This window comes from Mesorhizobium sp. M0166 (assembly GCF_040322255.1).
Classification (GTDB): domain Bacteria; phylum Pseudomonadota; class Alphaproteobacteria; order Rhizobiales; family Rhizobiaceae; genus Mesorhizobium.
Genome location: NZ_JAMYTD010000003.1, coordinates 81,841 through 104,096, shown reverse-complemented (window position 1 = coordinate 104,096; position 22,256 = coordinate 81,841). Strand labels below are relative to the sequence as shown.

The window sequence follows — 22,256 nt, the reverse complement described above, 5'->3', positions numbered from 1 at the left end:
CGTGGATGTCGTGTGCGATTTGTGCGATTGCCCGCCGCGGCTCAGCTTGCGGCTTCCGCCGTATTCGCAAGCCGTTTTCCGACGTAGACGGATTGCTTCGCTGGTTCCGGATCCTGCACCACCTCGAAGCCGATTGCCTTGTAGAACTTCAACGCATCATTATTCTCCGGCATGACTTCGAGGTGGACGCCGGTCGAGCCGCTCGCGGCAAGGCGCTGCTCGAGGAAGGCCATCGCGCGCCTGCCGATGCCTTTCCCGCGCGCCTGCGGCAACAGGTCGATATGACCATGCGACGGATAGGCCGCCAGCGCAGTCGGAACAGCGAAATCGGGATGATGGACCCGGTGCCGCGCCCTATCGCTGCCGCGCCAGCGTGAGCTGTCGGGTCCCGGGTCGGCGACGCGCCGCTGCAGGTCCGGATACCAGTCTGACGCCAGGCTGGCATTGAAAGCGGCTGTGTCGGCGGCGCCAAGCAGATAGCCGGCCGCACCTGCGGGACTATCGATAATGAAGGCCAGCTCGGGTTCGAGCACCTGGTAGGGAATGGTGTAGAGCAGGCCGAGCAGTTCCGGGTCGTCCTCGCGGCTGCTGGCGTCCTTGCCGGCATCGCCGGTCTTGAGACAGATCATCGCAAGTGCCGGATGATCGGCGGTTGTCGCCCGGCGCAGGAAGAAACCGCCGCCGAAATCGAGGATCATGGCGGCAGCAGCCGGAAATCCTTACCCTCGGGCAAAAGCTGCCCGCCGTCGACGATGATGGTCGTGCCGGTGATGTAACTGGCATCGTCAGAGGCCAGGAACAGGAAGGCATTGGCCACATCGCGCGGGCTGCCGAGGCGGCCGAGCGGGATGGCGTCTTCCATGTTCTTGATGAAGGCCGCACCGCGATGCTGCTCTATGCCTTCGGTGAGGATGTTGCCGGGCTCGACGCCGTTGACTGTAATGCCGTAGCCCGAGAATTCGAGCGCAGCCGAACGGATCAGCCCGTTGATGCCGGCCTTGGTCGCCGAATAATGGCCGTGGCCGGGGCTGGTGACATGCGGGCCGGTGATCGAGGAGGTGAACAGCATGCGGCCAAAATGCTGTGCCTTCATCGGCACCAGCGCCGCACGTGCGGCGACAAAGCTGCCGCGCAAGTTCACCGCCATGACCCGGTCCCAATCATCGGGACTGGTATTTTCCAGCAATTGCCAGGGATAGATGCCGGCATTTTGGACCATGATGTCGAGCCGGCCGTGACGGTCGAGGGCTAGCGCCACGGCTGCTTCCGCATCGGCCATCTGCGAAATGTCGGTGCGAATGAAATGGGCGCCGACCTCATCTGCCGTTGCTTGTCCGGCTTCGGTCTCGGTATCGGCCAGCACGAGCTTTGCGCCTTCCTCGGCAAAGCGCTGCGCGATCGCCTTACCGATGCCGCGGGCGGCGCCGATGACCAGCGCCACCCTGCCAAAAAGTCTCCCGGTTTGCGGTAGGCTGCTCATGCGAGCCTCTGGCGGATTGTTTGCTTGAACGCGTCGAGCAGCACGGCGGCGAGCACGAGCAGGCCGTGGATCACCTGGGTGAAGTTGGCCGGCAGGCCCATCAAATTGATCGCCGTGTTGATGGCCGAGAGCAGCAGCACGCCGGCATAGACGCCGGGCAAGGTGCCGACGCCCCCCTTCAGGCTGACGCCGCCGATGACGACCGCGGCAAAGGCATTGAACAACAGGCCGACGCCGAGATTGGCGGTGGCACCGGAGGTGCGGATCGCCAGCAGCCAGCCGGCAAGGCCGGCGATGGCGCCGGCAAGGACAAAGGCTATGACAAGGTTGCGGTTGACGCGGATGCCGGTGCGAAAGGTCGCCGTCTCGTTGCCGCCGATCATGACCAGGTGCCTGCCGAAGGGCGTCTTGGCCATGATCAGCGAGAACACCACGAAACACGCAATGGCGATCCAGGCGGTTAGCGGCAGGCCACCCAGGCGCTGGATGCCGAACCAGCGGATTGCCGGCGCAAGGTCCTGCGCCGAGCGGCCGCCGGAGATGACCAGCACCAGGCCGCGCACCCAGATGTAAGACGCCAGGGTGATGATGAAGGCGCTCATCTTGACCCTGACAACCAGGTAGCCGTTGAAGGCGCCGATGAGGCCGCCGACGGCAAGCGCGATGAGCAGCGAAACCGGAACCATGAGCCATTGCGGCTGCAACTGGATGCCAAGGCCGATGCCCGACGAACAGAACAGGATGCCGACCGCCATGGCGCTGAGCGCCGCCACCGATTCGACCGACAGGTCCATGTGGCCGGCGATGATGACCAGCGCCAGGCCGATCGACATCACGCCGAGCACGCTCGACGCCTCGATGATGTTGGCGAAGATGCCGAGCTGAAAATAGTTCGGGATAAGGATGGAAAAGACCACCAGCACGAAGACCAGCATGAACCAGACAAGATTGTCGAGAATGAACTCGAGGGTTTGGCGCGTGCGGGGGTTCATCTCAGGATCCGGTTGGCGCATGACCCGAAGAACCACTCGGTCGTCGGAAAAATCAGGCGCGGTTGAAAATTGCTGCAACGTTCCCGTGCGCGTCCGTTCGAACGCACCAGGGCTGCAGGGCTGGCTCCGGGCCTGTGTGGCCCGGAGCTTCTGGCGAGTTTGCTATTCGACCGGCTTTATGGTTTCGGTCGGCGGCTTCATGTTGCCCCAGAAGGCCGGGTTATCGACATTTTCCTTGGTGATCGCAGCGCCGGGGATCTTGATGTTCGGCCCCCACGCTTCCTTGGTCAGTGTCGATTTCAGGCCAAGCACGTCGTATTCGCCGGGCTTGATCTCCTGCTTGTTGACCACCTTGTCCATGAACATCGCGACCGCCGCAGCCTGGGCGTAGAGCGGCTGCTCGACTTCGACATTGAGCCAGCCCTTGCGGATCAGGTCGAGGCCGACCGGAGCGCCGTTCGAGCTCATCAGCATGACGTCGCCCGGTTTCTTGCCGGCGGCCTCGAGCGAGGCGACGGCAGCGACCGAAAGATGCGCGGCATGGCTGAAGATCAGGTCGATGTCGGGGTTGGCGAGCATCTGGTCGGCAACGATGGTGCCGGCGTTACTGGCCTCCCATTGCATGGCCGGGAGCGAGATGATCTTGACATCCGGGAACGCCTTCATCTTCTCCTCGAAACCCTTCTGGATGTCGAGCGTGTAGGGGTCGCCCGGATCGCCGAGCACCTGCAGGATCTTGCCCTTCACCGAGCCGTTCTTTGCGGTCAGGAGCTTTTGCGCCTGATCGGCGGCGACGTAGCCGATCTCGACGGTTCCGGCCACCGAGGTGAAGTCGGACGGGGTCGAGGTGATCTGGCGGTCGAACTCGACGACCGGGATGCCGGCGGCACGGGCCGCCTCGACCGACGGTTTCAGCGCATTGAAATCGACAGCGGCAAGAATGATCGCCGCCGGCTTCAGCGCGATGGCGTCGTTCATCTGCGATTGCTGCGCGTCGGTCTTGTTGTCGGCGTTCAGCGTCTTCATCTCGTAGCCGACCTGCTTCAGGAACAGTTCGAGCGCGCTCACCGAACCGGTCTGGAACTCATCGAGCAATGTCGGCACCATGTAGTAGACGGTGCCCTTCGACTGAGCGAATGCCGGCGTGAGCGTGGCAAAGGCCAGTGCCAGGATACCGAAGACGGAAAGAAGTATTTTCTTCATGTCGTTCGCTCCTCTTGCGCCGGACCCCTCATTTGTCCCTCAGCTCGCCGGTCCGGCACCGACGAGCGTCTCTCCGGTGATCATGTTGATCACCGCGTCGGGACTTGTTTTGTTGCGTGCGACATCGCCAGCCACGACGCCCTGCCGGATCACCACGATCCGGTCGGCGACCTGGAAGGCCTGCTGCATGATATGGGTGATGATGACGACACCGATGCCCTGGCTCGCCACCTGACGGATCATGTCGAGGCCGCGCCGCGTCTGCTCGACGCCGAGCGCCGCGAACGGCTCGTCGAGAAGCACCAGCTTGCCGCCGAAATGCACGAACCGGTTGAGCTCGATGGCCTGCCGCTGGCCGCCGGAAAGGTGCTCGACATTGGTGCGAAGCGAGGGAATGCGGGTGCCGGCGCTGGCCAGCGCCTTTTGCACCACCTGCTCCATGGCGCGCTCGTCGAGCACCGGAATGCCGAGAACCTTCCTGGTGATCTCGCGGCCCATGAAGAAATTGGCGACCACGTCGACATTGGTGCAAAGCGACAGGTCCTGGTAGACCGTCTCGATCCCCGCGGCCTTGGCCTCGGCGGGAGATTTGGCGAGGAATTCCTTGCCCTCGAAAAGCATGCGGCCGGAAGTCGGCTCAAGGCCGCCGGCAATGATCTTGACCAGCGTCGATTTGCCGGCGCCGTTGTCGCCCAGAAGCGCCACCACTTCGCCCTTGCCGATCGAAAAGCTGATGCCTTTCAGCGCTTCGATGGCACCGTAATTCTTGGCAACGTTATCGAGCACCAGCAGCGGTTCGCTCATGCCGCGATCCCCTTGTTGTGCAGGAGATCCCGCCCGCGTTCGCGCTCGGCGGTGAAGATCTGGCCGAAGCGTGGCGAAAGCACTCCTGAGACGGCAAGTGCGGCGGCGCCGCGCAACACCGCATGCTGGCCGCCGCGCGCGACGCTGACGCGGGGCGTCGTGCGGTCGCTTCGCGCCGAGACCGAATTGGGCAGGTGCGCGGCCGCGCCGGCAAGCCTTTCGAGCAGATCGGTTGAGGCAAGCCCGCCGAGGATGATGGTTTCGGGGTCGAACAGATTTTCGATGATGGTGACGGCGTTGCGGAAGATCGGCGCGATCTCGCTCACCCAGTCGGCGTCGGCGATGTTGCGGCGCCGCAGCGCCTCGAGCGAGAGATACCGTTCGAGGCAGCCGCGATTGCCGCACGGGCAGGGCTCGCCGCCCGGCACTGCGGGAATGTGGCCGATCTCGCCGGCATTTCCCCAGGCGCCGCGCAATGCGGCCCCGTCATGCACCATGACGCCGCCGAGACCGACGCCGAAATAGAGATAGTAGTACTCGGAATATGCCGTGCCGAGGCCATAAAGGCGCTCGCCGATCGCAGCCGCCGCCATGTCGGTTTCGAAAAAGGCCGGCAGCCCGGTCGAGGCGGCCAGCCGCTCGCGCAGTGCCACATCTTTCCAGCCGGTCATAGTGGTCGGTCCGACAAAGCTCATGGACTCCACGCCGAACGGGCCGGGCAGCGCCATGCCGATGCCGAGAACGCGGCCACCGGGCCGCAATACGGTCAATTCGAGCACCATGGCACCGATCAGCTCGAAAGCGTGGTCGGGCGTTGCATTTGGGGCTTCGCGGTAGGTGCTCTCGATGACATCGCCGCTGAGGTTGATCAGCGCGGCATTGATGCCCAGTGGGGTGACGTGGATGCCGACGGCATAGCCGCCTTCCGGATTGATGCGCAGCGTTGCCGGCGGCAGTCCGCGCCCCTTGGGCTCTTCGCGCAGCGACAGCACGTAACCGTGTTCTTCCAACTCGCGAACGATGGTCGACACCGTCTGCACCGTGAGCCCGACCCGCCTGGCAATGTCGCCACGGGCGATCGGGCCATGAAGGCGGATCGATTCGAGCACGATGCGCCGGTTATACGGCCGCCCGAACTCCTGATTGGTCCCCCGCAGTGCCATGCCTTTGCGCCCTCGAGAGAGGCCAGACTGGCACCGAAGATTTATTCAGTCAAATGGAATTCAAAAATAAATCGACAGCCGCGCTGAGCGAAGCCGGCGGATGGCCGCTCAACTGCACGGTCAGTAGCGGATGGTACGTCGCTCCAGCAGAACCACGATCGCAAACAGCGCGATCGACAGCGAAGACGACAGCACGATCGCCGCATAGAGCCGGTCCGACTGATAGTTGAAGGTCGCCTGGATGATGAGCGCGCCGAGGCCCTTATCCGACCCGATCCACTCGCCGACAATGGCGCCGATCACGGCCGTGGCCGAAGCAATTCTCAGCGAGGAGAACAGCATCGGCAATGCTCTTGGCAGGCGCAGGCTCCAGAAGATCTCCCAGCGCGTAGCCGATAGCACCCGGAACAGTTCGTGCTCGTTGTCGCTGGCCGAGTCCAGCCCGCGGATCATGTTGACCAGCGTCGGGAAGAAGCAGATCACCGCAGCGATCACGATCTTCGGCGTCATGCCGAGCCCGAAGATCAGGATGATAATCGGGGACAGCGCCAGGATGGGAATGGTGTTGAAGAACAGCACGACCGGAAAATAGGCGGCCTGCAGGATGCGGCTGTGCACGAAAACCACCGCCAGCAGCACACCGGCGAGATTGCCGATGACAAATCCCGCCAGTGCCTCGATCAGCGTCGGCCAGAGATTGCTGAGCAGTATAGCGAGACTCTTCCGGAACACGCCTGATATGGCCGTCGGCGTCGGCACGATATAGGCCGGCACGCCGAGCCATGGCAGCAGGAACTGCCAGGCGAGCAGGATCGAAGCCGCGCCAAAAACGGGCAGGGCGACGGCCAGCGCCGATGGCAAGGGCGCCTGCCTCATGAGGCCTGTTCCAGCGCGCCGCGCAGTTCGGCCATCGCGGCAACGATCGCCGGATCCTCGCGCGAACAGCGGTTGCCCGCCTGCTTGAACGGCCGCATGTCGAGGTCCCTGGCCAGGCGGCCCGGATTGGCGGCGAGAACGATGACCCGTTCTCCGAGATAGGCCGCTTCGGCGATCGAATGAGTAACGAAAAGAATGGTCGTGCCGGTGCGCCGCCACAACGACAAAAGCTCGTCGTTGAGGCGGTCGCGGGTGATCTCGTCCAGCGCGCCGAAAGGCTCGTCCATCAAAAGCAGCCTAGGTTGCCCGAGCAGCGCCCGGGCGATCGCCACGCGCTGGCGCTGGCCGCCGGACAATTGGTGCGGCAGACGCTCACCGAACCCGGCAAGCCCCATCAGATCAAGCAGCTCGTCGGTTCGATCGTCTATTGTCCGGGTCAGGCGTCCCTGTCCGACATCGAGCGGCAGGCGGACGTTGTCGCGCACGGTGCGCCAGGGCAGCAGGGTCGAGTCCTGGAAGACGAAACCGACATCGCGCCGCGAACGGACAGCATGCGGTGTCTCGCCAAGCACGCTGATCGAGCCGCCGAGCGGATCGAGCAGGTCCGCGACTACCCGGAGCAAGGTCGACTTGCCGCATCCCGAAGGTCCAAGGATCGACAGGAAGGAGCCGGCCTCGACCGACAGGTCGAGACCGGAGAGCACTTTCACCATCGGCTGCCGGCCGCCATAGCCGACATCCAGCCTGCGGGCCTCGATCGCGTTCGCCATCAAGCGGCGGGCGCGTCGAGCTTGGGTCGGTCGGGGGCCGACAATTCGAGTATCTTGGTGGTGTAGACATCGGCTGCCGCGGGCCGGCCGTTCGGGTATTGGCCGACCTTGTCCAGCAGTGCCAGCTGCTCCTCGATCGAGGCGGGATCGAAGGTTCCCCATCCGTCCTTGGCGGTTGCACCGTCGAAGGAAAGTTTCAGCACCAGATTGATCGTCTTCTGCTCCCAACCGAGGTCCATTTCCGGATAGGCCTCGACCATTTTCTTGACGGCTTCCTGCGGATTGGCGTGCACCCAGCCCCAGCCCTTGGCGACGGCGCCGATGAATTTCGCCAGCGTTTCCGCATCCTGTTCGATCGCGGTGTCGGTAGCGAAATAGACGTCGGCATAGGAGTTCAGCCCGAGATCGCGCACCAGAAGATCGATCCTGTCGTCGCCGACGACGCTCAGCGCCTGGGTGTTGGTGATCCATCCGCCAATCGCGTCGACGTCGCCGCGCACCAGCGGCGCCTTGTCGAAGCCGACATTGACGACGGTGACCTCGGACGCATCAATGCCGTTCTTGGCCAGGATCTCGTCGATGACGAAGCGCGCCGTAGGCTGGATGCCGATCTTCTTGCCCTTGAGGTCGGCCACGCCGCGGATCGGCTTGGCAGGCTTCGAGGTGAAGGCATAGGGACCGGTGCGGAAACCGCAGGCGATGATCTTCACCGGCACGCCGCTGGCACGCGCCGCGTAGAGCTGGGGCGTTTCGGAAAACTGGCCAAGTTGTGCAGCGCCCGAAATCACAGGCGGCACCGTCGCCGCATTGGGACCGCCCGGGCTGAATTCCACCTCGAGGCCCACGTCCTTGAAATAGCCGTTGGCGACGGCAGCGATGTCGCCGATCTGGCCGTTGGACATCAGCCAATCATACTGGATGACGACCTTTCCGGCAGCCCTGGCGCCGGGCGTCAGCACGAGCTGCATTCCGGCCGAAGCTGCCGCGACGGCGGCGAAGCCGGCTTTCACGAAGCTGCGGCGGTTCATGTCGTAGTCTCTGTTCCCACTCATTTTTCGCTCCTGTTGCAAGACGTTCTCGTCTCTTCATTGCGCGCCGTTCCCGTGGCGCGGCGTCGTCTACGGCTGTTCGTCGTGATAGTCGCCGGGGCCGCCGTCGAGCCAGGCGTATAGTTCCCAAAGCGTGTCGTCGGGATCGGTGAAATAGGCGCAGCGCGCGTTCCAGACATAATCCTCCGGCGGGCCGTAGAAGGGGACGCCCTTGGCTGCCAGTTCGCCATGGAGCCGGTCGATCTCGCCGGGCGCGTCTAGCCTGACCGCCACGCAGACCTTGTGCGCCTGGCGCGGCGACCTCAATTTCGAGACGCCGGTGTGCCGGTTGATGTGGTCGATCTCCCACGCCGCCAGTGTGACGCCTTTGCCATGGAAGTCGGCAAAGCCCTCGGCGCGGCGCCGCAGGCGAAAGCCGAGTTTCTCGACGTAAAATTCAACCGTCCGCTCGATGTTTTCGACGAGCAGGCAGACGTCCGAAATCGCATATGCGCCTCCGACCGGCATGGCTATCTCCCTGTGCTGTGCGCGGCGCGCGATGCCGGCAGCTTGACGCCGACGCGGTCGGCGGCGCCGATGATGTGGGCGCGCATCGCCGCCTCGGCGGCCGTGGGATCGCCCGCGACCAGCGCCTCGTAGATGCGCACATGCTCCCCAACATTGACTTCGACCAGGTCGTGCAGCGGATTGGTGAGGCGGGCGTAGTGGATCGAGCGGCGGATCTGCTCGCAAACGAAGGAAATAAAGGTGTGGATGTAGTTGTTGCCGGTCGCCCGCGCGATCTCGCGATGGAACAAAAGATCGGCGTCGATACTGCCTTCTTCCCAGCGCTCCTCGCCGCTCATCCGGTCTAGCGCCGCCTTGATTGCGTCGAGGTGCTCCTGCCCGCGCCGTTCGGCGGCGAGCGCAGCTGACTCGGCTTCCAGTATGCAACGCAGCTCGAACAGCCGCTCCATATTCCCGGTCGCTTTCAGCGCCTCGCCATCGATGCGGATCGACGCGCGCTGCTCCGGCGCCAGCACGAAGGCGCCGACGCCTTGCCGGGCTTCGATCATGCCATCGGCCCTGAGTTGAGCGATCGCCTCGCGCACCACATTGCGACTGACGCCGAATTTTTCCGAGAGCTGCTGCTCGGTCGGCAGCCGCGTGCCTGGATTGAGCTCGCCGGATTCGATCTCGCGGCTGAGGAATGCGGCGACGCGATGCGGCAGCGCCTCCACCGTGCCGATAGCGGCCAGTCTTTGCTTCATGGAAAGGTCTCCGTCGATGGCAGCAGGCAGCCGGGATTCATCGATCCCTGAGGGTCGATCGTTCTCTTGAACGCCGTGACGAGCCGGCGATGGGCAGGCGCCAGGCCGGCCCAGAAAGTGCGGTGGCGGGTGCGGCCGATACCGTGCTCGGCGCTGATCGAGCCGCCAAGTGCGCCGACGATCTGGTAGAGTCCGGCGGTGATCTCCGCGCCCTGGGCACGAGCTTCACCCTCGGCGAGCCCAGACGGTGGCAGGACGTTGAAATGGATATTGCCGTCGCCGGCATGGCCATAGGCCTGCGGCAGCCAGCCGGGATGTTCCAGCGCCACTAATTGGCGGGCCTGATCGATGAGGACAGGGATGTCCGATATCCTGACCGCAAGGTCGGTGCGCACATGGTAGCCGCGCTTTGCCTGGCCCTCGACCAAGCCCTCCCGGATGGCCCAGAACGCCCTGGCCTGCGCGATGCTTTCAGCAACGACGGCATCGGCAACCAGGCCGCTCTCCATGGCTCCGGCCAGGAAATCGACCAGCATGGAGCGCAGATCGACCGCGGCGCTTGCGGAGAGTTCGATCAGCACGTGGACGGGAGCTTCGACCGGCGAAACGATGTCGGCATCGATCAAGCGGGCGAGGTCGATGCACTCCGAACCGATGATCTCGAAGGCCGAAATCAGATCGGATGAGGCCCGACGAGCCTGCCGGAACAGGGTGATGGCCGCTTCGAACGAGGCGAGACCGAGATAGGCGGTCTCGACCCGGGCCGGTTTAGGGAACAGCTTGAGCTCGACGCCGGTGATGATGCCGAGCGTTCCTTCGCTGCCGATGAAGAGCTGCTTCAGGTCGTAGCCGCGATTGTCCTTGCGCAGGCCGGAAAAGCCGCTCCACAACTCGCCGTCGGGCAGGACGACTTCGAGGCCGAGGATGAGATCGCGCGCCATGCCATAGCGCAGCACGTTGGTGCCGCCGGCATTGCTGGCCGCATTGCCGCCGATCTGGCAGCTTCCCTGCGCGCCGAGCGCCAGCGGAAACAGGCAATCCTGTGCCTCTGCCGCATCCTTGATGTGCTGCAGGATGCAGCCGGCGTCGGCCTGCAGGATGAAATTGTCGGCGTCGACGAGACGGATGCCGTTCAACCGCTCCAGACTGACGACGACCGCGCCACGGCTGTCGATGTCGATCGCGCCCGCCACCAGCCCTGTGTTCCCGCCTTGCGGGATGATTCCGAGCCCAAGCGTGCCGCAGAGCCGCACCACGGCCTGGACTTCGCTGACCGAAGCAGGCTTCAGCACTGCAAGGGCTCCGCCGCGATGATCCCCGGACCAGTCCCCAAGATATTTCGCCATACCGGCAGCATCGGCAGCCACGCCGCTTCGTCCGACGGCGCCCTCCAAGGCATTCAGAATTTCAGGCGGGACACCATGAACGGTCATTACAAGCCTTTTGGGCTAAGGCGTAGGCTTATACATATCATCCTACAACCGCGCGCGAGTCAACGCTGCGGGCGCAAGCCATCAAGGGCTGGAGCCGAAATGTTTGTTAGGAGAAGAGAGCAAAGGGCGGTCGCCGGAGGATACTTACGCGAGGCTGCCTAGCGTGGCTGCGCCGGCCGATGCCGGTCAATTGCTGGTTCGTCTGGGGAACAGCCCGGCTCCTAGAGGTACCGCTCGACCTTCTTGCCGACGGTCAAAAACCGCAGCGGGTCGATCGCCTCGCCATTGTGGCGAACCTCGTAGTGCAGATGCGGGCCGGTCGAGCGGCCGCTATTGCCGGTCTTGCCGACGACGTCTCCGGCATCGAGCTTCTGGCCGACGGCGACGTCGATTTCGCTGAGATGCCCGTAACGCGTCACAAAACCGTTGCCGTGGTCGACCTCGACCATGCGGCCGTAGCCGCCGTTCCAGCCGGCCTTGACGACGACGCCGGCTGCCGTGACCTTGGCAGGCATACCGACCGGCGCCCTGAAATCCATGCCGGAATGCAAGGCGGCCGTGCCGAGGATGGGGTCGGTGCGCACGCCGAACGGGCTGGTGACGCTATGGCCGGGCGCGGGGTTGGCGAGCGGCAGCCGGCGCGCTTCCTTTTTCAGATGATCCAGCGCGTCAAGCGCTTCGTCCAACTCCTTGACCTTGCTGTCGAAGACCAACGAACTGTCGAGCGGTATCAGCGGACCGCCGACATCGCTCTTTTCGAATTCGCTGTCGACCGGCAGGCCGGCGGCCTCGAGCGCCTGCGAGATCGCGTCGGCGCTCTTGTAGGCATTGTCGGCGAGCGTCGCGATACGGGTGAGCTGCTGGCTCTCGATGGCCTTCAGCGAGTTGTTGATCGAAACGAAGAGCTTGTCTGCCCGGTCGGCCGCGCTTTCGCTCGGCAGCGGATCGGCGCGGGTCGACCACAGGGAGAACGGCCTGGTGTCGTCAACGCCCACAGGAGCGGCAAGCGGGGCCGCAAGGCTGGCGACTGAATAGGCCGTCGGCTGGATGCTGCCGGTCGCGTCGGCATGTTCGTCCGGCTTTGCCGTCGGCACGGGCGGCGTTGCGACCTCATTTTCGGCTCGTTCGAGGATCGGGCCGAGGCGGCCGTGACGCAGGCTGAGCTGGCTCTGCCGTTCCAGCAGCTCGCTGACCTTGGTTTCCATCAGCTGCTGATCGAGTAGCTGGCGGCTGGTGATGCGGTCGACCTGGCTGCGCAGTGCCGAGATGCGGTCTTCGTAGGCCTGCTGCATGCGCGCCTGCCGCGCCGTCGTGGCGCCGATCAGATCATCGCGCAGCACCAGATAGGAGGTCGCCAGCAAGTAGCCAATGACGATCGCTGCCAGCGCCGAGCCGCAAAATGCCGCAAGCCACGGGCGTATGGTGAAATGCCTTATCTGGTCGCCCCGGGCGATGATGACCGTGTGGGGCTCTTTGCGTCTGCCGAAGACCGCTGACTGACTGGCTACGTTCACGGGACCAAGCTTTCGTTACGACACCAACGACGAGCCTGATTACACATTATTAGGGTTAACAAAGTTTTGCCGGATCGAACGACAGCCAAAGGTCTTCGCGCAAAACGGGTATCGAATTGCAGCGGCCTGGCGCAGCTCTCAAATTGCGCGAACCGCCTCCAGCACGTCTTCGGCGTGCCCCTTGACGCGGACATTGCGCCAGATCCTGGCGATGCGTCCGTCGCGGCCAATCAGGAACGTCGCCCGCTCGACGCCCATATAGGTGCGGCCGTAGAGCTTCTTTTCCACCCACAAATGGTAAGCCTCGATCACCTTGCGCTCCTCGTCGGCGACAAGGTCGACGCTCAGATCGTATTTCGCCTTGAATTTGTCATGTTTTTTGATGCTGTCCGGCGACAGCCCGATGACGACAGCGCCGGCCTTTTCGAACTCCGGCTTCAACTGCGAAAAGCCGATCGCCTCGTTGGTGCAGCTTGTGGTGTCGTCCTGTGGGTAGAAATAGAGTACGATGGGCTTTCCCAGCAGTGCGGCGAGGCTGAGTGAACCGCCGCCATCGCGCGGAAGATCGAATTGCGGCGCAACATCGCCCACGTCGAGGTCAGCCATACCGATGCCCTTGTTTGAGGTTACGCGCCAGGCTGCATCGATATAATGTCGAGCGGGGATTCGTCCACGATCGAATTCGTTTCAACGGAAGATTGCGTGGATCAGGAGCTACCGCAGCACGAGAAGATCAGGTTCAGGCGTGACGAGATCACCGACCTGGGAACCTTTCCGTCCGCGTGCCGCGTCCCGCCGCTTGGGCAGGCGTCGATCGGTCGCGGCGTTCGTTTGATGGCGCGGCTGTTTGCCGGCCTCTTCGCCCTTGTGCTGCTGGCCGCCGCCGGCGTCTATGCGATCGGCGTGTCCGGCTTCGGCTCGGAGCGGCTTCGCGCGGAAGCCGAAACGGCAATCGAGAAATTGGCCGGCTTCGATGTCGACGTTGCCGTCGGGCCGGCCCGGCTGACGCTTGACGGGTCGAGCTTCATTGCGCTGCAGGTGAGCGACATCAGCCTCAAGACCGCCGACGGAAAACCGATGGCCGATGCCGGCCGGGTCCGCTTCGGCATCCGGCTGATCCCGCTGCTTTCGGGCGAGGTACGGCTGACCAGCGCCCGGATTTCCGACGCGCACATCGTCATGGCGGCGATGCCGTCCGGCGGCGACCGGACGGCCGGGCTGCGCAACCAGGACGGCCTCATCGATCCGGAAAAACTTTCCGCCGCCGTCTTCGCCAATCTCAACCGCGCGCTCGATGCGGTGCGCGAGGATTCGATGCGCCAGATCGATCTGCGCAATGTCGAGCTGGCACTGCCCGAGACCGGATCGGTCAAGTCGGTCACCATCGCCGATGCCTCCGTCTCGCAGTCGGGACCGGGAAGCATGGAGTTTTCATCCGACGCCGATGTCGACGGCAGGGCGCTTACCATCGCCGCTTCCGCCACCCGCGATCCGGCGACGCGACGCATCACCACGCTGGACGCCAGTATCCTGGCGGCGGATGCCGACGCTGCGGCAGCAGGTGGCAAATTGGGTGCGATCGCCTTGAAGCTGGCGGGGTCGGAAGGAGCCGGCGAAAACGGCTCGCGGCTGACCGCTGGCCTGTCGCTGACCGGGTCGGTGCTCGATCTCGGTTCGCGCGGCCTGCTCCCGGCCGACATCGATCTCGATGCGACGCTCGTCGCAGGCTCGAACAAGATCCAGGTCGACAGTTTGCTGGTGAAAACCGGCCGCTCGACCTTCGATTTCGCCGGTTCGATCGGGCCGAAGCCGGCTACCGGCACAGCAGGCGAGGAGCCATCCTATCGTTACGACCTGACCAGCGACGGATCGACCCTGGCGCCTTCGGATTCGCCGGAGCCGGCACTCAGCTTCATTGCCCGTATCGCCGGCGTCTACCAGCCGACCAGCCAAAAGCTGGTCGCCGAGCAGATCGGCGTCCGCTCCGGCCCGGGCAGCGAAGTGCTGGGCACGGCTTCGGTTTCATTCGTCGCCAACCAGGCGCCGGGCATATCGGTCGCGCTCAATGTCCACGACATGCCGGTCTCGCACGTCAAGCAATTATGGCCATGGTTTTCGGCGCGCAATGCCAGGCTGTGGGTGCTTAAGAACCTGTTCGGCGGCCGCGTCGTCGATGGCAGCCTGCAATTCCAGGTCGTACCCGGACGGCTCGGTAACGGCGTGCCGCTTTCAGCCGATGAAGTGTTCGGCCGATTCCAGGTCGAAGGATCGCGCTTCGACACGGCCGGCCGCATTCCGCCGATCCGCGATGCCGTCGGCGTCGTCGGCTTCCACGGCAACGACGTCGACGTCGCGCTGTCCTCGGGCAGCGTCTATATGCCGAGCGGCCGCACGGTGGCGGCGAGCAACGGCACGCTCACCGTCAAGGCGGCGAACCATCCGCCGGTGATCGGCGCGCTCGATATCGATGTCGCCGGCGAGGCGCCGGCAATCGCCGAACTGGCATCGTTTGACCCGATCAACGCCATGCGCCATGTCGGCCTGCTGCCGGACGACCTGTCCGGCACGGTGACCGGCCACGTCAAGGCCGATATTCCGCTGCAGTCCGGTGTCGACTCGTCCAAACTGGATTGGCTGGTGGCGCTCGATTACAAGGATCTGTCGCTGGGCAAGCCGTTCGAGGGCCAGACGGTCAGCCATGCCGACGGCTCGATCACGGTCGCGCCCGACCGGGCGGTGATCTCGGCCAAGGCACTGCTCAACGGCATTCCGGCCGAACTCGACCTGATTGAGCCGCTCAGGGATGGCGGCCCGCCGCGCAGCCGCAAAGTGGCGCTGGTGCTCGACGACAAGACGCGCGCCATCGCCATGCCTGGCCTGTCGACGCTGCTTTCCGGAACCATCAAGGTGGCGATCGACAAGAGTGGCACCGGCAACCAGAACGTGTCGGCCGACCTGACCAATGCCAGGCTGGACATTCCCTGGGCTGGCTGGAGCAAGGGGCCCGGCATTCCCGCCAAGGTCGTCTTCGCCATGACGAAGACCGGCGACACCACGACGCTGTCCAATTTCGAACTCGACGGCAAGACCTTCTCCATCGACGGCAGCGCGGTGCTGGTCAACGGAGCCTTGTCCTCGGCCCGGTTCAGCAAGGTCACGTTGAACAGGGGCGACGACGTCGCCGTCTCGGTGAAGCGGTCAGGCAAGGCCTATGCGGTCGAGGTCAGCGGCAGCGCGCTGGACGCACGCTCGCTGATCAAGCAATTCACGTCCGACGTCGATACCGCCACCAAGACCACCGGCGTCGATACGATCTCGGTCAGCGCCGACGTCAGCTCCCTGACCGGCTTCCATGACGAGGTGCTGTCGAATCTGAAGCTCGACTACAGCGCCGCCGGCTCCAGGGTAAACGGGCTCAGGGTGAGCGCCACCGCAAGTTCGGGAGCCGCGATTACTGTCAGCAACACGACCGGCGACGGCCTGCGAACGCTCAACATGAAGTCGGCCGACGCCGGCGCCATACTACGCTTCCTCAACATCTACGAGCATATGGAAGGCGGCTCGATCACGCTGGCGCTCACCGGGGCCGGCGACGGTCCGATGAAAGGCCAGGTCGACGCCAAGAACTTCTTTGTCGTCAACGAGCCGAAGCTCGCCTCGATCGTATCGACGACGCCGGCCGGCGACAGCCGCAGCCTCAACGAGGCGGTCAAAGGCAATCTCGACACGTCGAGGGTGAAGTTCGAGCGCGGTTTCAGCGAGATCGACAAGGGCAGCGGCTATCTCAAGCTGCGCAACGGCGTGCTGCGCGGCTCGCGCATCGGCACCACCTTCCAGGGCACGCTCTACGACCAGAACAACAACATGGACATGACCGGCACGTTCATGCCGGCCTACGGCGTAAACCGCATCTTCGGCGAACTGCCGCTGATCGGCGCGCTGCTCGGCAACGGACGCGACCGCGGCCTGATCGGCGTCACCTACAGACTCAGGGGCAACGCCAACAAGCCAATCCTCGACGTCAATCCGCTATCGGTAATCGCGCCCGGGATATTCCGGTCGATCTTCGAGTATCGCTGAGGCGGGGTAAGGTAGGCGGCGATGGCTCGGAATAAAATCGCTCTGCAGTGATCCTTCGCCGACAGCAACTTTGAGCGTCAAACCGGCCGCACCAGAACGTGCTTCTTCTTGCCGAGCGATAGCTTTGCGACGTTTTCCGGGCCAAGGTCCTGCAGCGTCACCATCCTGCGATCGTCGGAAACCGGCTGGTCGTTGAGGCGCACGGCGCCGCCCTGGATATGCCGCCGTGCCTCGCCGTTCGACCCAGCCAGCCCGGCGGTGACGAACAGCGACAATATGCCGACGCCGGCTTCAAGATCGGCCCTGCCCACCTCGACGGTCGGCAGTGTTTCGGCGAGCGCCCCTTCTTCGAACGTCTTACGCGCCGTTTCGCTGGCCTCCTCCGCCGCCTCGCGGCCATGCAGCATGGCGGTGATTTCGGTGGCGAGGATCTTCTTGGCTTCGTTGATCTCCGAGCCGCCGAGCCGTTCGAGACGTGCGATCTCGGCGAGCGGCAGGGTCGTGTAGAGCTTGAGGAAACGGCCGACATCGGCATCCTCGGTGTTGCGCCAATATTGCCAGAACTCGTACGGGCTCAACATCTCCGCATCGAGCCAGACCGCGCCCGAGGCCGACTTGCCCATCTTGGCGCCGGACGACGTGGTGAGCAGCGGCGTCGTCAGCGCATAGAGCTGCGCGCCTTCCATGCGATGGCCGAGATCGATGCCGTTGACGATGTTGCCCCACTGGTCGGAGCCGCCCATCTGCAGCCGGCAGCCGAGGCGCTTGTAGAGCTCGACGAAGTCATAGGCCTGCAGGATCATGTAATTGAATTCGAGGAACGACAGCGACTGCTCGCGATCCAGCCGGAGCTTGACCGAATCGAAGGCCAGCATGCGGTTGACCGAAAAATGCCGGCCGACATCGCGCAGGAAATTGACGTAGTTGATATCCATCAGCCAGTCGGCATTGTTGATCATGACGGCGTCGTTGGGCCCGCTGCCGAATTTGAGGTAGGGCATGAAGTTGCGGCGGATGCCGGCGAGATTGTTCTCGATGTCCTGCGGCGTCAAAAGCTTGCGCGCCTCGTCCTTGAACGACGGATCGCCGATCATCGAGGTGCCGCCGCCCATCAGCGCGATCGGCCGGTGGCCGGTCTGCTGCAGCCAGTAAAGCATCATAATCTGGATCAGCGACCCGGCATGCAGGCTCCTCGCGGTGGCGTCGAAGCCGATATAGGCGCTCACCGTTTCCGTGGCGAAAAGCTGGTCGAGGCCGGCATCGTCCGAGGTCTGGTGGATGAAACCGCGCTCGCTCATGGTGCGCAGGAAATCGGATTTGAAGGCGGACATTTTCTTTCCCGAAAGGCTTCCGGCCGAACGCGGCCCGGCTATGCATGAAGGCGGGCGTTTAGCACTCAAGCGCGATCAGCAAAAGTGGAATCCGGTTTTGCGTCCGATCGCGCTTCGGATTGCTTTGCGCGATCAGCAAAAGTGGAATCCGGTTTTGCGTCCGCGCGGATAGCGTGCGGCCTGCTTGCGTCATTGTTTCGGCTGGCGTAATGAGGCGCCGCGCCAGCGGGGCTCTTCCTCTGGACCGCGCGGCATCGATCGAATGCCATATCCTGTGACAGAGTCGAGATGCCGGAGATATCCATCGTCATTCCTTGCCGGAACGAGGCGGCGAACCTGCCGCTTCTGCTCGACGAGATCGGCATTGCCATGGCCGGGCGCGACTTCGAAGTCATTGTCGTCGACGATGGCTCGACCGACGATACGCCTTCGGTGCTTGCCGCAGAAGCAGCGCTTCGCCGGTTTCCGCTGCGCCATCTCAGGCATGAAAAATCCGCCGGACAGTCGCTTTCGGTGCGTTCAGGCGCCTGGGCGGCGCGCGGCGATATCGTCGCCACCATCGACGGCGACGGTCAGAACGACCCCGGTTATATCCCAGTGTTGATCGACGCGCTGCGGCAGGCTGGTCCCGAAGTCGGGGCCGCGCAGGGACAGCGTCTGAAGCGCCGCGACAGCAAGATCAAGCAACTGGCGTCGCGTTTCGCTAACGGGCTGAGAAAAGCCATCCTGCACGACGAGACGCGGGATACCGGTTGCGGCCTCAAGGCGATCCACACCGACATCTTGCGGAAATTGCCGTTCTTCGACGGCACCCACCGCTTTGTTCCGGCGCTGGTCATCCAGGAGGGCTACCGCGTCGTCCATTGCGACGTCGTCGACCGCTCCCGCCGTCACGGCAAATCGAATTACGGCATCTTCGATCGCGGCCTTCAGGGCGTGCTCGATCTTGCCGGCGTCTGGTGGCTGCGCCGCAGGCGCCGCAGAATGCCCAAAGTAGAGGAAATCAAGCATGGGTAACGTGCTTCAGGAATTGGCGACCTGGCTTCACGATGTTTTCGTCAAGCAATTCGATGCCTGGGTTCTGCTCGGCTTCGTCGCCCAGTTCTTCTTCACCATGCGCTTTCTGGTGCAGTGGGTGGCGTCGGAAAAGGCCAAGCGCAGCGTCGTGCCGATCGCCTTCTGGTTCTTTTCGCTGTTCGGCGGTGGCCTGCTGCTGATCTACGCCATCCAGCGTCAGGATCCGGTGTTCATCGCCGGCCAGGCCATGGGCCTGTTGATCTATATCCGCAATCTCTGGCTGATCGCCAACGAGCGAAAGGCGGCGATGACCAAGGTCGATTGAGCCCACGACCGGCCTGAAACCGGTCGAGCAAGCAATCCAGATTACTTGCCGTCCAGCCCGCCGTAGGACCTTACCAGCCGGACCATGTCGGCCGAATCGGCAGTCTCGCTCTCGAGCCCCTCGGCGACACCGACGCGGTCGGCGGCCGGGCGGTTCTGGCTGACTTTCCATTTGCCGCTGATTTCGGTGATTTCGATTTCCAGGCCGACGATCCCCTTGATCTGCGACTGGATGAAGGGCGCCGGCGCGTCGGTTACCGCCCATGGCGCCGAGCGGTTGCCCTCCTGCGACATCGTCAGATCGGAAATCTGCTCGGCCAGCCAATCCTGGTCTTCGATCACCGTGACGATGCCGCGCACCTGGACGATGGCGTAGTTCCAGGTCGGTACCACTTTGCCGGTTTCACGCTTGGTCTCATACCAGGACGGCGTCACATAGGCGTCGGCGCCCTGGAAGACGACCAGCACCGGCGCCAGGGGATTGTCGGCCAAAAGCCGCCATTGCGGATTGGCTTTCGCCAGATGTGCGCGCAGCCTGCCATTCGGCGGCACATCCGCGTTGAGCAGGGAGGGCGCGTCTAGAAGAAAGGGAATTGCGTTGGCGACCGGCCCCTCGGTGCCGTTCGACACCAGCAGGCCAAGCGGATGCGCCCGGATCAGCCCGTGCAGGACGTCCGGCCGTGTTTCCTGAAAGTGAGGTGGTTGGTACATCGCCGATTATCTCAGCCGCTTCGGCCGTGGGTCGGACAGTTCCCCGGCCAGCCGGCGATCGAGATAGTCCGCGCATTCCTCGATCAGAAGCTCCGCATGGTTGGCAAAGAAATGGTTGGCGCCGGGCAAGGTCTTCTGGGTGATGGTAATGCCCTTTTGCGTGTGCAGCTTGTCGACCAGGCCCTGCACGTCCTTGGGCGGCGCGACCTTGTCGGCATCGCCATGGATGATCAGGCCGGACGACGGGCATGGCGCCAGGAACGAGAAATCATAGGTATTGGGCTGCGGCGCGACCGAGATAAAGCCCTCGATCTCGGGCCGGCGCATGAGAAGCTGCATGCCGATCCACGAGCCGAACGAATAGCCGGCAACCCAGCAACTCTTGGAATCCGGATGCAGCGACTGCACCCAGTCGAGCGCCGCGGCGGCGTCGGACAACTCACCGGTGCCGTGGTCGAACTCGCCCTGGCTGCGGCCGATGCCGCGGAAATTGAAGCGCAGCGTGGTGAAATTGCGCTTCTGGAACATGTAGAAGAGGTCGTAGACGATCTTGTTGTTCATCGTCCCGCCGAACTGGGGGTGCGGGTGCAGGACGATGGCAATCGGCGCGCTCTTTTCCTTCGAGGGCTGATAGCGACCCTCCAGGCGGCCGGCCGGACCGGTGAAAATGACCTCAGGCATGAAATACTCCACTTGGCATAAATTGCGCGGCGCCCGGAACAACTTTCCCTAGGCCTTGACGCAGGGCGAGCGTCTTTCTAGAAGCTAGTTTAGAATTGTTCAAAACTGGGCGGCCAAAAGCTGTGGCTCGGCCACCCACGCCGCAAGCCGCGTAAATAGGACGTCTTGCCTTGCAATTTCAAGGAAATAACGCGCTATCTTCGCGGAACGGCTTTTGAAGGGACCAGTTGGACGGAAATGGCCGGAGCACGCGCCTATCTCGACTACAACGCCAGCGTGACGCTGCTTGCCTCGGCGCGCGCGGCGGTGGTCGCTGCGCTCGACATCGCCGCCAACCCGTCCTCGGTCCATGCCGAGGGCCGCGCTGCGCGGCGGCTGATCGAAGACGCCAGGCGCGACGTGGCGCGACTGGTCAGCGCCAAAGCCGAGCATGTCGTATTCACCTCTGGCGCGACGGAAGCGGCCTCGACGCTGCTGACGCCGGACTGGCAGATGGGGCGCGGCGCCGTCCGCATGAGCCGGCTTTACGTGTCCGAGGCTGACCATCCCTGCCTGCTCAATGGCGGGCGCTTCCCCGCGGGGCAGGTAACGCGGATCGGCGTCGATGCCGACGGCATCGCCAAGCTCGACACCTTGGCGTCAGCACTTAGTGCGCATGACAAGGCCGACGGTTTGCCGCTAGTCGCGATCCACGCCGCCAACAACGAGACCGGCGTGATCCAGCCGATTGGCCGCGTTGCCGAAATCGTCAAGGCGGCGGGTGGCATCCTGGTTGTCGATGCGGTGCAGGCGGCCGGCCGCATTCCGCTCGATATGTCAGCGGGTTACGCAGACTATTTGATTCTCTCCTCGCACAAGATCGGCGGCCCCAAGGGCGTCGGCGCCATTGTCGCGGCGTCGGACTTGATGATGCCGAAACCGCTGGTCAGCGGCGGCGGCCAGGAGAAAGGCCATCGCGGCGGCACTGAAAACCTGGCGGCGATTGCTGGGTTTGGCGCGGCGGCGCGCGAGGCGCTTGCCGGGTTGCAAACGATCGATGCGGTGCGGCAGCGCCGCGACGAAGTCGAGGCGATGGTGAAAACGCAGGTGCCAGACGCCGAAATCTTCGGGACCGGCGCTCCGAGGCTTGCCAACACCATGTTCTTCGCTATTCCCGGCATCAAGGCCGAGACGGCGCAGATCGCTTTCGACCTGGCCGGCGTGGCGCTGTCGGCCGGATCGGCCTGTTCGTCGGGCAAAGTCGGGCCGAGTCACGTGCTGAAAGCCATGGGTTACGGCGACGGCCTTGGCGCGCTGCGCGTGTCCATCGGCCACGCGACCAGCGCTGAAGACATCGAGCTGTTTCGTTCGGCGCTGGCGACGATCGTCGCGCGGCGGGCAAACAGGGAAAAGGCCGCCTGAGCGCGGCAACGGAATATTTGGGCCCTTGTGGCCTGGTAGAGCCGTGCGTTCGCATTTGGCCGGGTGAATTTCCGGCATGAACGCACTATATGAAACTTACGCTGCCTCGGGTGTCCAAGGGTGCTCGTTTGCGGTGCCATAGTTTGAAAACTGCCGGGCCTTGACCCCGGCGTGGAT

The 22,256-nt window shown here is 63.8% G+C and carries 22 protein-coding genes; 5 read left to right on the top strand and 17 right to left on the bottom strand.

Features of this window, described 5'->3' with window-relative positions:
• Positions 1 to 41: 41 nt before the first annotated feature.
• The 14 genes from NKJ46_RS05085 to NKJ46_RS05020 all read right to left on the bottom strand — a co-directional run bounded on the left by NKJ46_RS05085 (position 42) and on the right by NKJ46_RS05020 (position 13,140).
• Complete coding sequence (locus tag NKJ46_RS05085) at positions 42 to 698, bottom strand: GNAT family N-acetyltransferase (RefSeq protein WP_352662650.1); 657 nt, start codon at positions 696 to 698, stop codon at positions 42 to 44.
• Entirely contained in the window at positions 695 to 1,480 is a 786-nt protein-coding gene (locus tag NKJ46_RS05080) for an SDR family oxidoreductase (protein ID WP_352662647.1), read from the bottom strand. Before NKJ46_RS05080 ends, NKJ46_RS05085 begins: the two co-directional genes overlap by 4 nt.
• Positions 1,477 to 2,472 (bottom strand): ABC transporter permease, encoded by a 996-nt coding sequence (locus NKJ46_RS05075; protein WP_352662644.1) that lies wholly within the window; start codon positions 2,470 to 2,472, stop codon positions 1,477 to 1,479. The genes NKJ46_RS05080 and NKJ46_RS05075 overlap by 4 nt, the downstream gene beginning before the upstream one ends.
• 162 nt (positions 2,473 to 2,634) lie before the next feature.
• Positions 2,635 to 3,675: a sugar ABC transporter substrate-binding protein gene (locus NKJ46_RS05070; RefSeq protein WP_352662641.1), complete on the bottom strand. Its 1,041-nt coding sequence runs from the start codon at positions 3,673 to 3,675 to the stop codon at positions 2,635 to 2,637.
• A 39-nt stretch (positions 3,676 to 3,714) separates the two neighbouring features.
• Positions 3,715 to 4,479: an ATP-binding cassette domain-containing protein gene (locus NKJ46_RS05065; RefSeq protein ID WP_352662639.1), complete on the bottom strand. Its 765-nt coding sequence runs from the start codon at positions 4,477 to 4,479 to the stop codon at positions 3,715 to 3,717.
• Complete coding sequence (locus tag NKJ46_RS05060) at positions 4,476 to 5,642, bottom strand: ROK family transcriptional regulator (protein WP_352662636.1); 1,167 nt, start codon at positions 5,640 to 5,642, stop codon at positions 4,476 to 4,478. The genes NKJ46_RS05065 and NKJ46_RS05060 overlap by 4 nt, the downstream gene beginning before the upstream one ends.
• Before the next feature lie 120 nt (positions 5,643 to 5,762).
• On the bottom strand, positions 5,763 to 6,518 hold the full coding sequence (locus NKJ46_RS05055; protein WP_352662633.1) for an ABC transporter permease: 756 nt from the start codon (positions 6,516 to 6,518) through the stop codon (positions 5,763 to 5,765).
• Positions 6,515 to 7,288, bottom strand: coding sequence for an ABC transporter ATP-binding protein (locus tag NKJ46_RS05050; RefSeq protein ID WP_352662630.1), 774 nt, complete (start codon positions 7,286 to 7,288; stop codon positions 6,515 to 6,517). The genes NKJ46_RS05055 and NKJ46_RS05050 overlap by 4 nt, the downstream gene beginning before the upstream one ends.
• Positions 7,288 to 8,316 carry an ABC transporter substrate-binding protein gene (locus NKJ46_RS05045; protein ID WP_352663351.1) on the bottom strand — a complete coding sequence of 343 codons (1,029 nt, stop codon included), beginning with the start codon at positions 8,314 to 8,316 and terminating at the stop codon, positions 7,288 to 7,290. Before NKJ46_RS05045 ends, NKJ46_RS05050 begins: the two co-directional genes overlap by 1 nt.
• A gap of 90 nt (positions 8,317 to 8,406) precedes the next feature.
• Positions 8,407 to 8,844, bottom strand: coding sequence for a VOC family protein (locus NKJ46_RS05040; RefSeq protein ID WP_352662627.1), 438 nt, complete (start codon positions 8,842 to 8,844; stop codon positions 8,407 to 8,409).
• Between the two features lie 2 nt (positions 8,845 to 8,846).
• A complete protein-coding gene (locus tag NKJ46_RS05035; protein ID WP_352662624.1) occupies positions 8,847 to 9,587 on the bottom strand; it encodes a FadR/GntR family transcriptional regulator in 741 nt (246 codons plus the stop codon).
• On the bottom strand, positions 9,584 to 11,020 hold the full coding sequence (locus tag NKJ46_RS05030; RefSeq protein WP_502903360.1) for an FAD-binding oxidoreductase: 1,437 nt from the start codon (positions 11,018 to 11,020) through the stop codon (positions 9,584 to 9,586). Before NKJ46_RS05030 ends, NKJ46_RS05035 begins: the two co-directional genes overlap by 4 nt.
• A 221-nt stretch (positions 11,021 to 11,241) precedes the next feature.
• Positions 11,242 to 12,534: a M23 family metallopeptidase gene (locus NKJ46_RS05025; protein WP_352662618.1), complete on the bottom strand. Its 1,293-nt coding sequence runs from the start codon at positions 12,532 to 12,534 to the stop codon at positions 11,242 to 11,244.
• A 138-nt stretch (positions 12,535 to 12,672) separates the two neighbouring features.
• On the bottom strand, positions 12,673 to 13,140 hold the full coding sequence (locus NKJ46_RS05020; protein ID WP_352566127.1) for a peroxiredoxin: 468 nt from the start codon (positions 13,138 to 13,140) through the stop codon (positions 12,673 to 12,675).
• A 96-nt stretch (positions 13,141 to 13,236) separates the two neighbouring features.
• On the opposite strand from NKJ46_RS05020, the gene NKJ46_RS05015 reads away from it, so the two are divergent.
• A complete protein-coding gene (locus tag NKJ46_RS05015) occupies positions 13,237 to 16,614 on the top strand; it encodes a hypothetical protein (protein ID WP_352662615.1) in 3,378 nt (1,125 codons plus the stop codon).
• Positions 16,615 to 16,691: 77 nt separating this feature from the next.
• Here the strand turns inward: NKJ46_RS05015 and tyrS are convergent, their stop codons facing one another.
• On the bottom strand, positions 16,692 to 17,945 hold the full coding sequence (tyrS, locus tag NKJ46_RS05010) for a tyrosine--tRNA ligase (protein WP_352662612.1): 1,254 nt from the start codon (positions 17,943 to 17,945) through the stop codon (positions 16,692 to 16,694).
• On the opposite strand from tyrS, the gene NKJ46_RS05005 reads away from it, so the two are divergent.
• From NKJ46_RS05005 to NKJ46_RS04995, 3 genes are all read left to right on the top strand, one after another.
• Positions 17,932 to 18,117 carry a hypothetical protein gene (locus tag NKJ46_RS05005; protein WP_352662609.1) on the top strand — a complete coding sequence of 62 codons (186 nt, stop codon included), beginning with the start codon at positions 17,932 to 17,934 and terminating at the stop codon, positions 18,115 to 18,117. The two genes, tyrS and NKJ46_RS05005, sit on opposite strands and share 14 nt — an antisense overlap.
• 116 nt (positions 18,118 to 18,233) lie before the next feature.
• Positions 18,234 to 18,962: a glycosyltransferase family 2 protein gene (locus NKJ46_RS05000; RefSeq protein WP_352662606.1), complete on the top strand. Its 729-nt coding sequence runs from the start codon at positions 18,234 to 18,236 to the stop codon at positions 18,960 to 18,962.
• On the top strand, positions 18,955 to 19,287 hold the full coding sequence (locus tag NKJ46_RS04995; protein WP_023674681.1) for a lipid-A-disaccharide synthase N-terminal domain-containing protein: 333 nt from the start codon (positions 18,955 to 18,957) through the stop codon (positions 19,285 to 19,287). Before NKJ46_RS05000 ends, NKJ46_RS04995 begins: the two co-directional genes overlap by 8 nt.
• Before the next feature lie 41 nt (positions 19,288 to 19,328).
• On the opposite strand, the gene NKJ46_RS04990 is transcribed toward NKJ46_RS04995, so the two are convergent.
• Together NKJ46_RS04990 and NKJ46_RS04985 are read right to left on the bottom strand one after the other, a co-directional pair.
• On the bottom strand, positions 19,329 to 19,997 hold the full coding sequence (locus NKJ46_RS04990; protein WP_352662603.1) for an FMN-binding negative transcriptional regulator: 669 nt from the start codon (positions 19,995 to 19,997) through the stop codon (positions 19,329 to 19,331).
• A 6-nt stretch (positions 19,998 to 20,003) separates the two neighbouring features.
• Positions 20,004 to 20,678: an alpha/beta hydrolase gene (locus tag NKJ46_RS04985; RefSeq protein WP_023674683.1), complete on the bottom strand. Its 675-nt coding sequence runs from the start codon at positions 20,676 to 20,678 to the stop codon at positions 20,004 to 20,006.
• A gap of 237 nt (positions 20,679 to 20,915) precedes the next feature.
• On the opposite strand from NKJ46_RS04985, the gene NKJ46_RS04980 reads away from it, so the two are divergent.
• On the top strand, positions 20,916 to 22,079 hold the full coding sequence (locus tag NKJ46_RS04980) for a cysteine desulfurase family protein (protein WP_352662600.1): 1,164 nt from the start codon (positions 20,916 to 20,918) through the stop codon (positions 22,077 to 22,079).
• Positions 22,080 to 22,256: the final 177 nt, after the last annotated feature.

Bases quoted from the DNA above. Each gene is read 5' to 3' on its own strand.
- NKJ46_RS05085 (WP_352662650.1), bottom strand. From the start codon at position 698: ATGATCCTCGATTTCGGCGGCGGTTTCTTCCTGCGCCGGGCGACAACC.
- NKJ46_RS05080 (WP_352662647.1), bottom strand. From the start codon at position 1,480: ATGAGCAGCCTACCGCAAACCGGGAGACTTTTTGGCAGGGTGGCGCTG.
- NKJ46_RS05075 (WP_352662644.1), bottom strand. From the start codon at position 2,472: ATGAACCCCCGCACGCGCCAAACCCTCGAGTTCATTCTCGACAATCTT.
- NKJ46_RS05070 (WP_352662641.1), bottom strand. From the start codon at position 3,675: ATGAAGAAAATACTTCTTTCCGTCTTCGGTATCCTGGCACTGGCCTTT.
- NKJ46_RS05065 (WP_352662639.1), bottom strand. From the start codon at position 4,479: ATGAGCGAACCGCTGCTGGTGCTCGATAACGTTGCCAAGAATTACGGT.
- NKJ46_RS05060 (WP_352662636.1), bottom strand. From the start codon at position 5,642: ATGGCACTGCGGGGGACCAATCAGGAGTTCGGGCGGCCGTATAACCGG.
- NKJ46_RS05055 (WP_352662633.1), bottom strand. From the start codon at position 6,518: ATGAGGCAGGCGCCCTTGCCATCGGCGCTGGCCGTCGCCCTGCCCGTT.
- NKJ46_RS05050 (WP_352662630.1), bottom strand. From the start codon at position 7,288: ATGGCGAACGCGATCGAGGCCCGCAGGCTGGATGTCGGCTATGGCGGC.
- NKJ46_RS05045 (WP_352663351.1), bottom strand. From the start codon at position 8,316: ATGAACCGCCGCAGCTTCGTGAAAGCCGGCTTCGCCGCCGTCGCGGCA.
- NKJ46_RS05040 (WP_352662627.1), bottom strand. From the start codon at position 8,844: ATGCCGGTCGGAGGCGCATATGCGATTTCGGACGTCTGCCTGCTCGTC.
- NKJ46_RS05035 (WP_352662624.1), bottom strand. From the start codon at position 9,587: ATGAAGCAAAGACTGGCCGCTATCGGCACGGTGGAGGCGCTGCCGCAT.
- NKJ46_RS05030 (WP_502903360.1), bottom strand. From the start codon at position 11,020: ATGACCGTTCATGGTGTCCCGCCTGAAATTCTGAATGCCTTGGAGGGC.
- NKJ46_RS05020 (WP_352566127.1), bottom strand. From the start codon at position 13,140: ATGGCTGACCTCGACGTGGGCGATGTTGCGCCGCAATTCGATCTTCCG.
- tyrS (WP_352662612.1), bottom strand. From the start codon at position 17,945: ATGTCCGCCTTCAAATCCGATTTCCTGCGCACCATGAGCGAGCGCGGT.
- NKJ46_RS05000 (WP_352662606.1), top strand. From the start codon at position 18,234: ATGCCGGAGATATCCATCGTCATTCCTTGCCGGAACGAGGCGGCGAAC.
- NKJ46_RS04995 (WP_023674681.1), top strand. From the start codon at position 18,955: ATGGGTAACGTGCTTCAGGAATTGGCGACCTGGCTTCACGATGTTTTC.
- NKJ46_RS04990 (WP_352662603.1), bottom strand. From the start codon at position 19,997: ATGTACCAACCACCTCACTTTCAGGAAACACGGCCGGACGTCCTGCAC.
- NKJ46_RS04985 (WP_023674683.1), bottom strand. From the start codon at position 20,678: ATGCCTGAGGTCATTTTCACCGGTCCGGCCGGCCGCCTGGAGGGTCGC.
- NKJ46_RS04980 (WP_352662600.1), top strand. From the start codon at position 20,916: ATGGCCGGAGCACGCGCCTATCTCGACTACAACGCCAGCGTGACGCTG.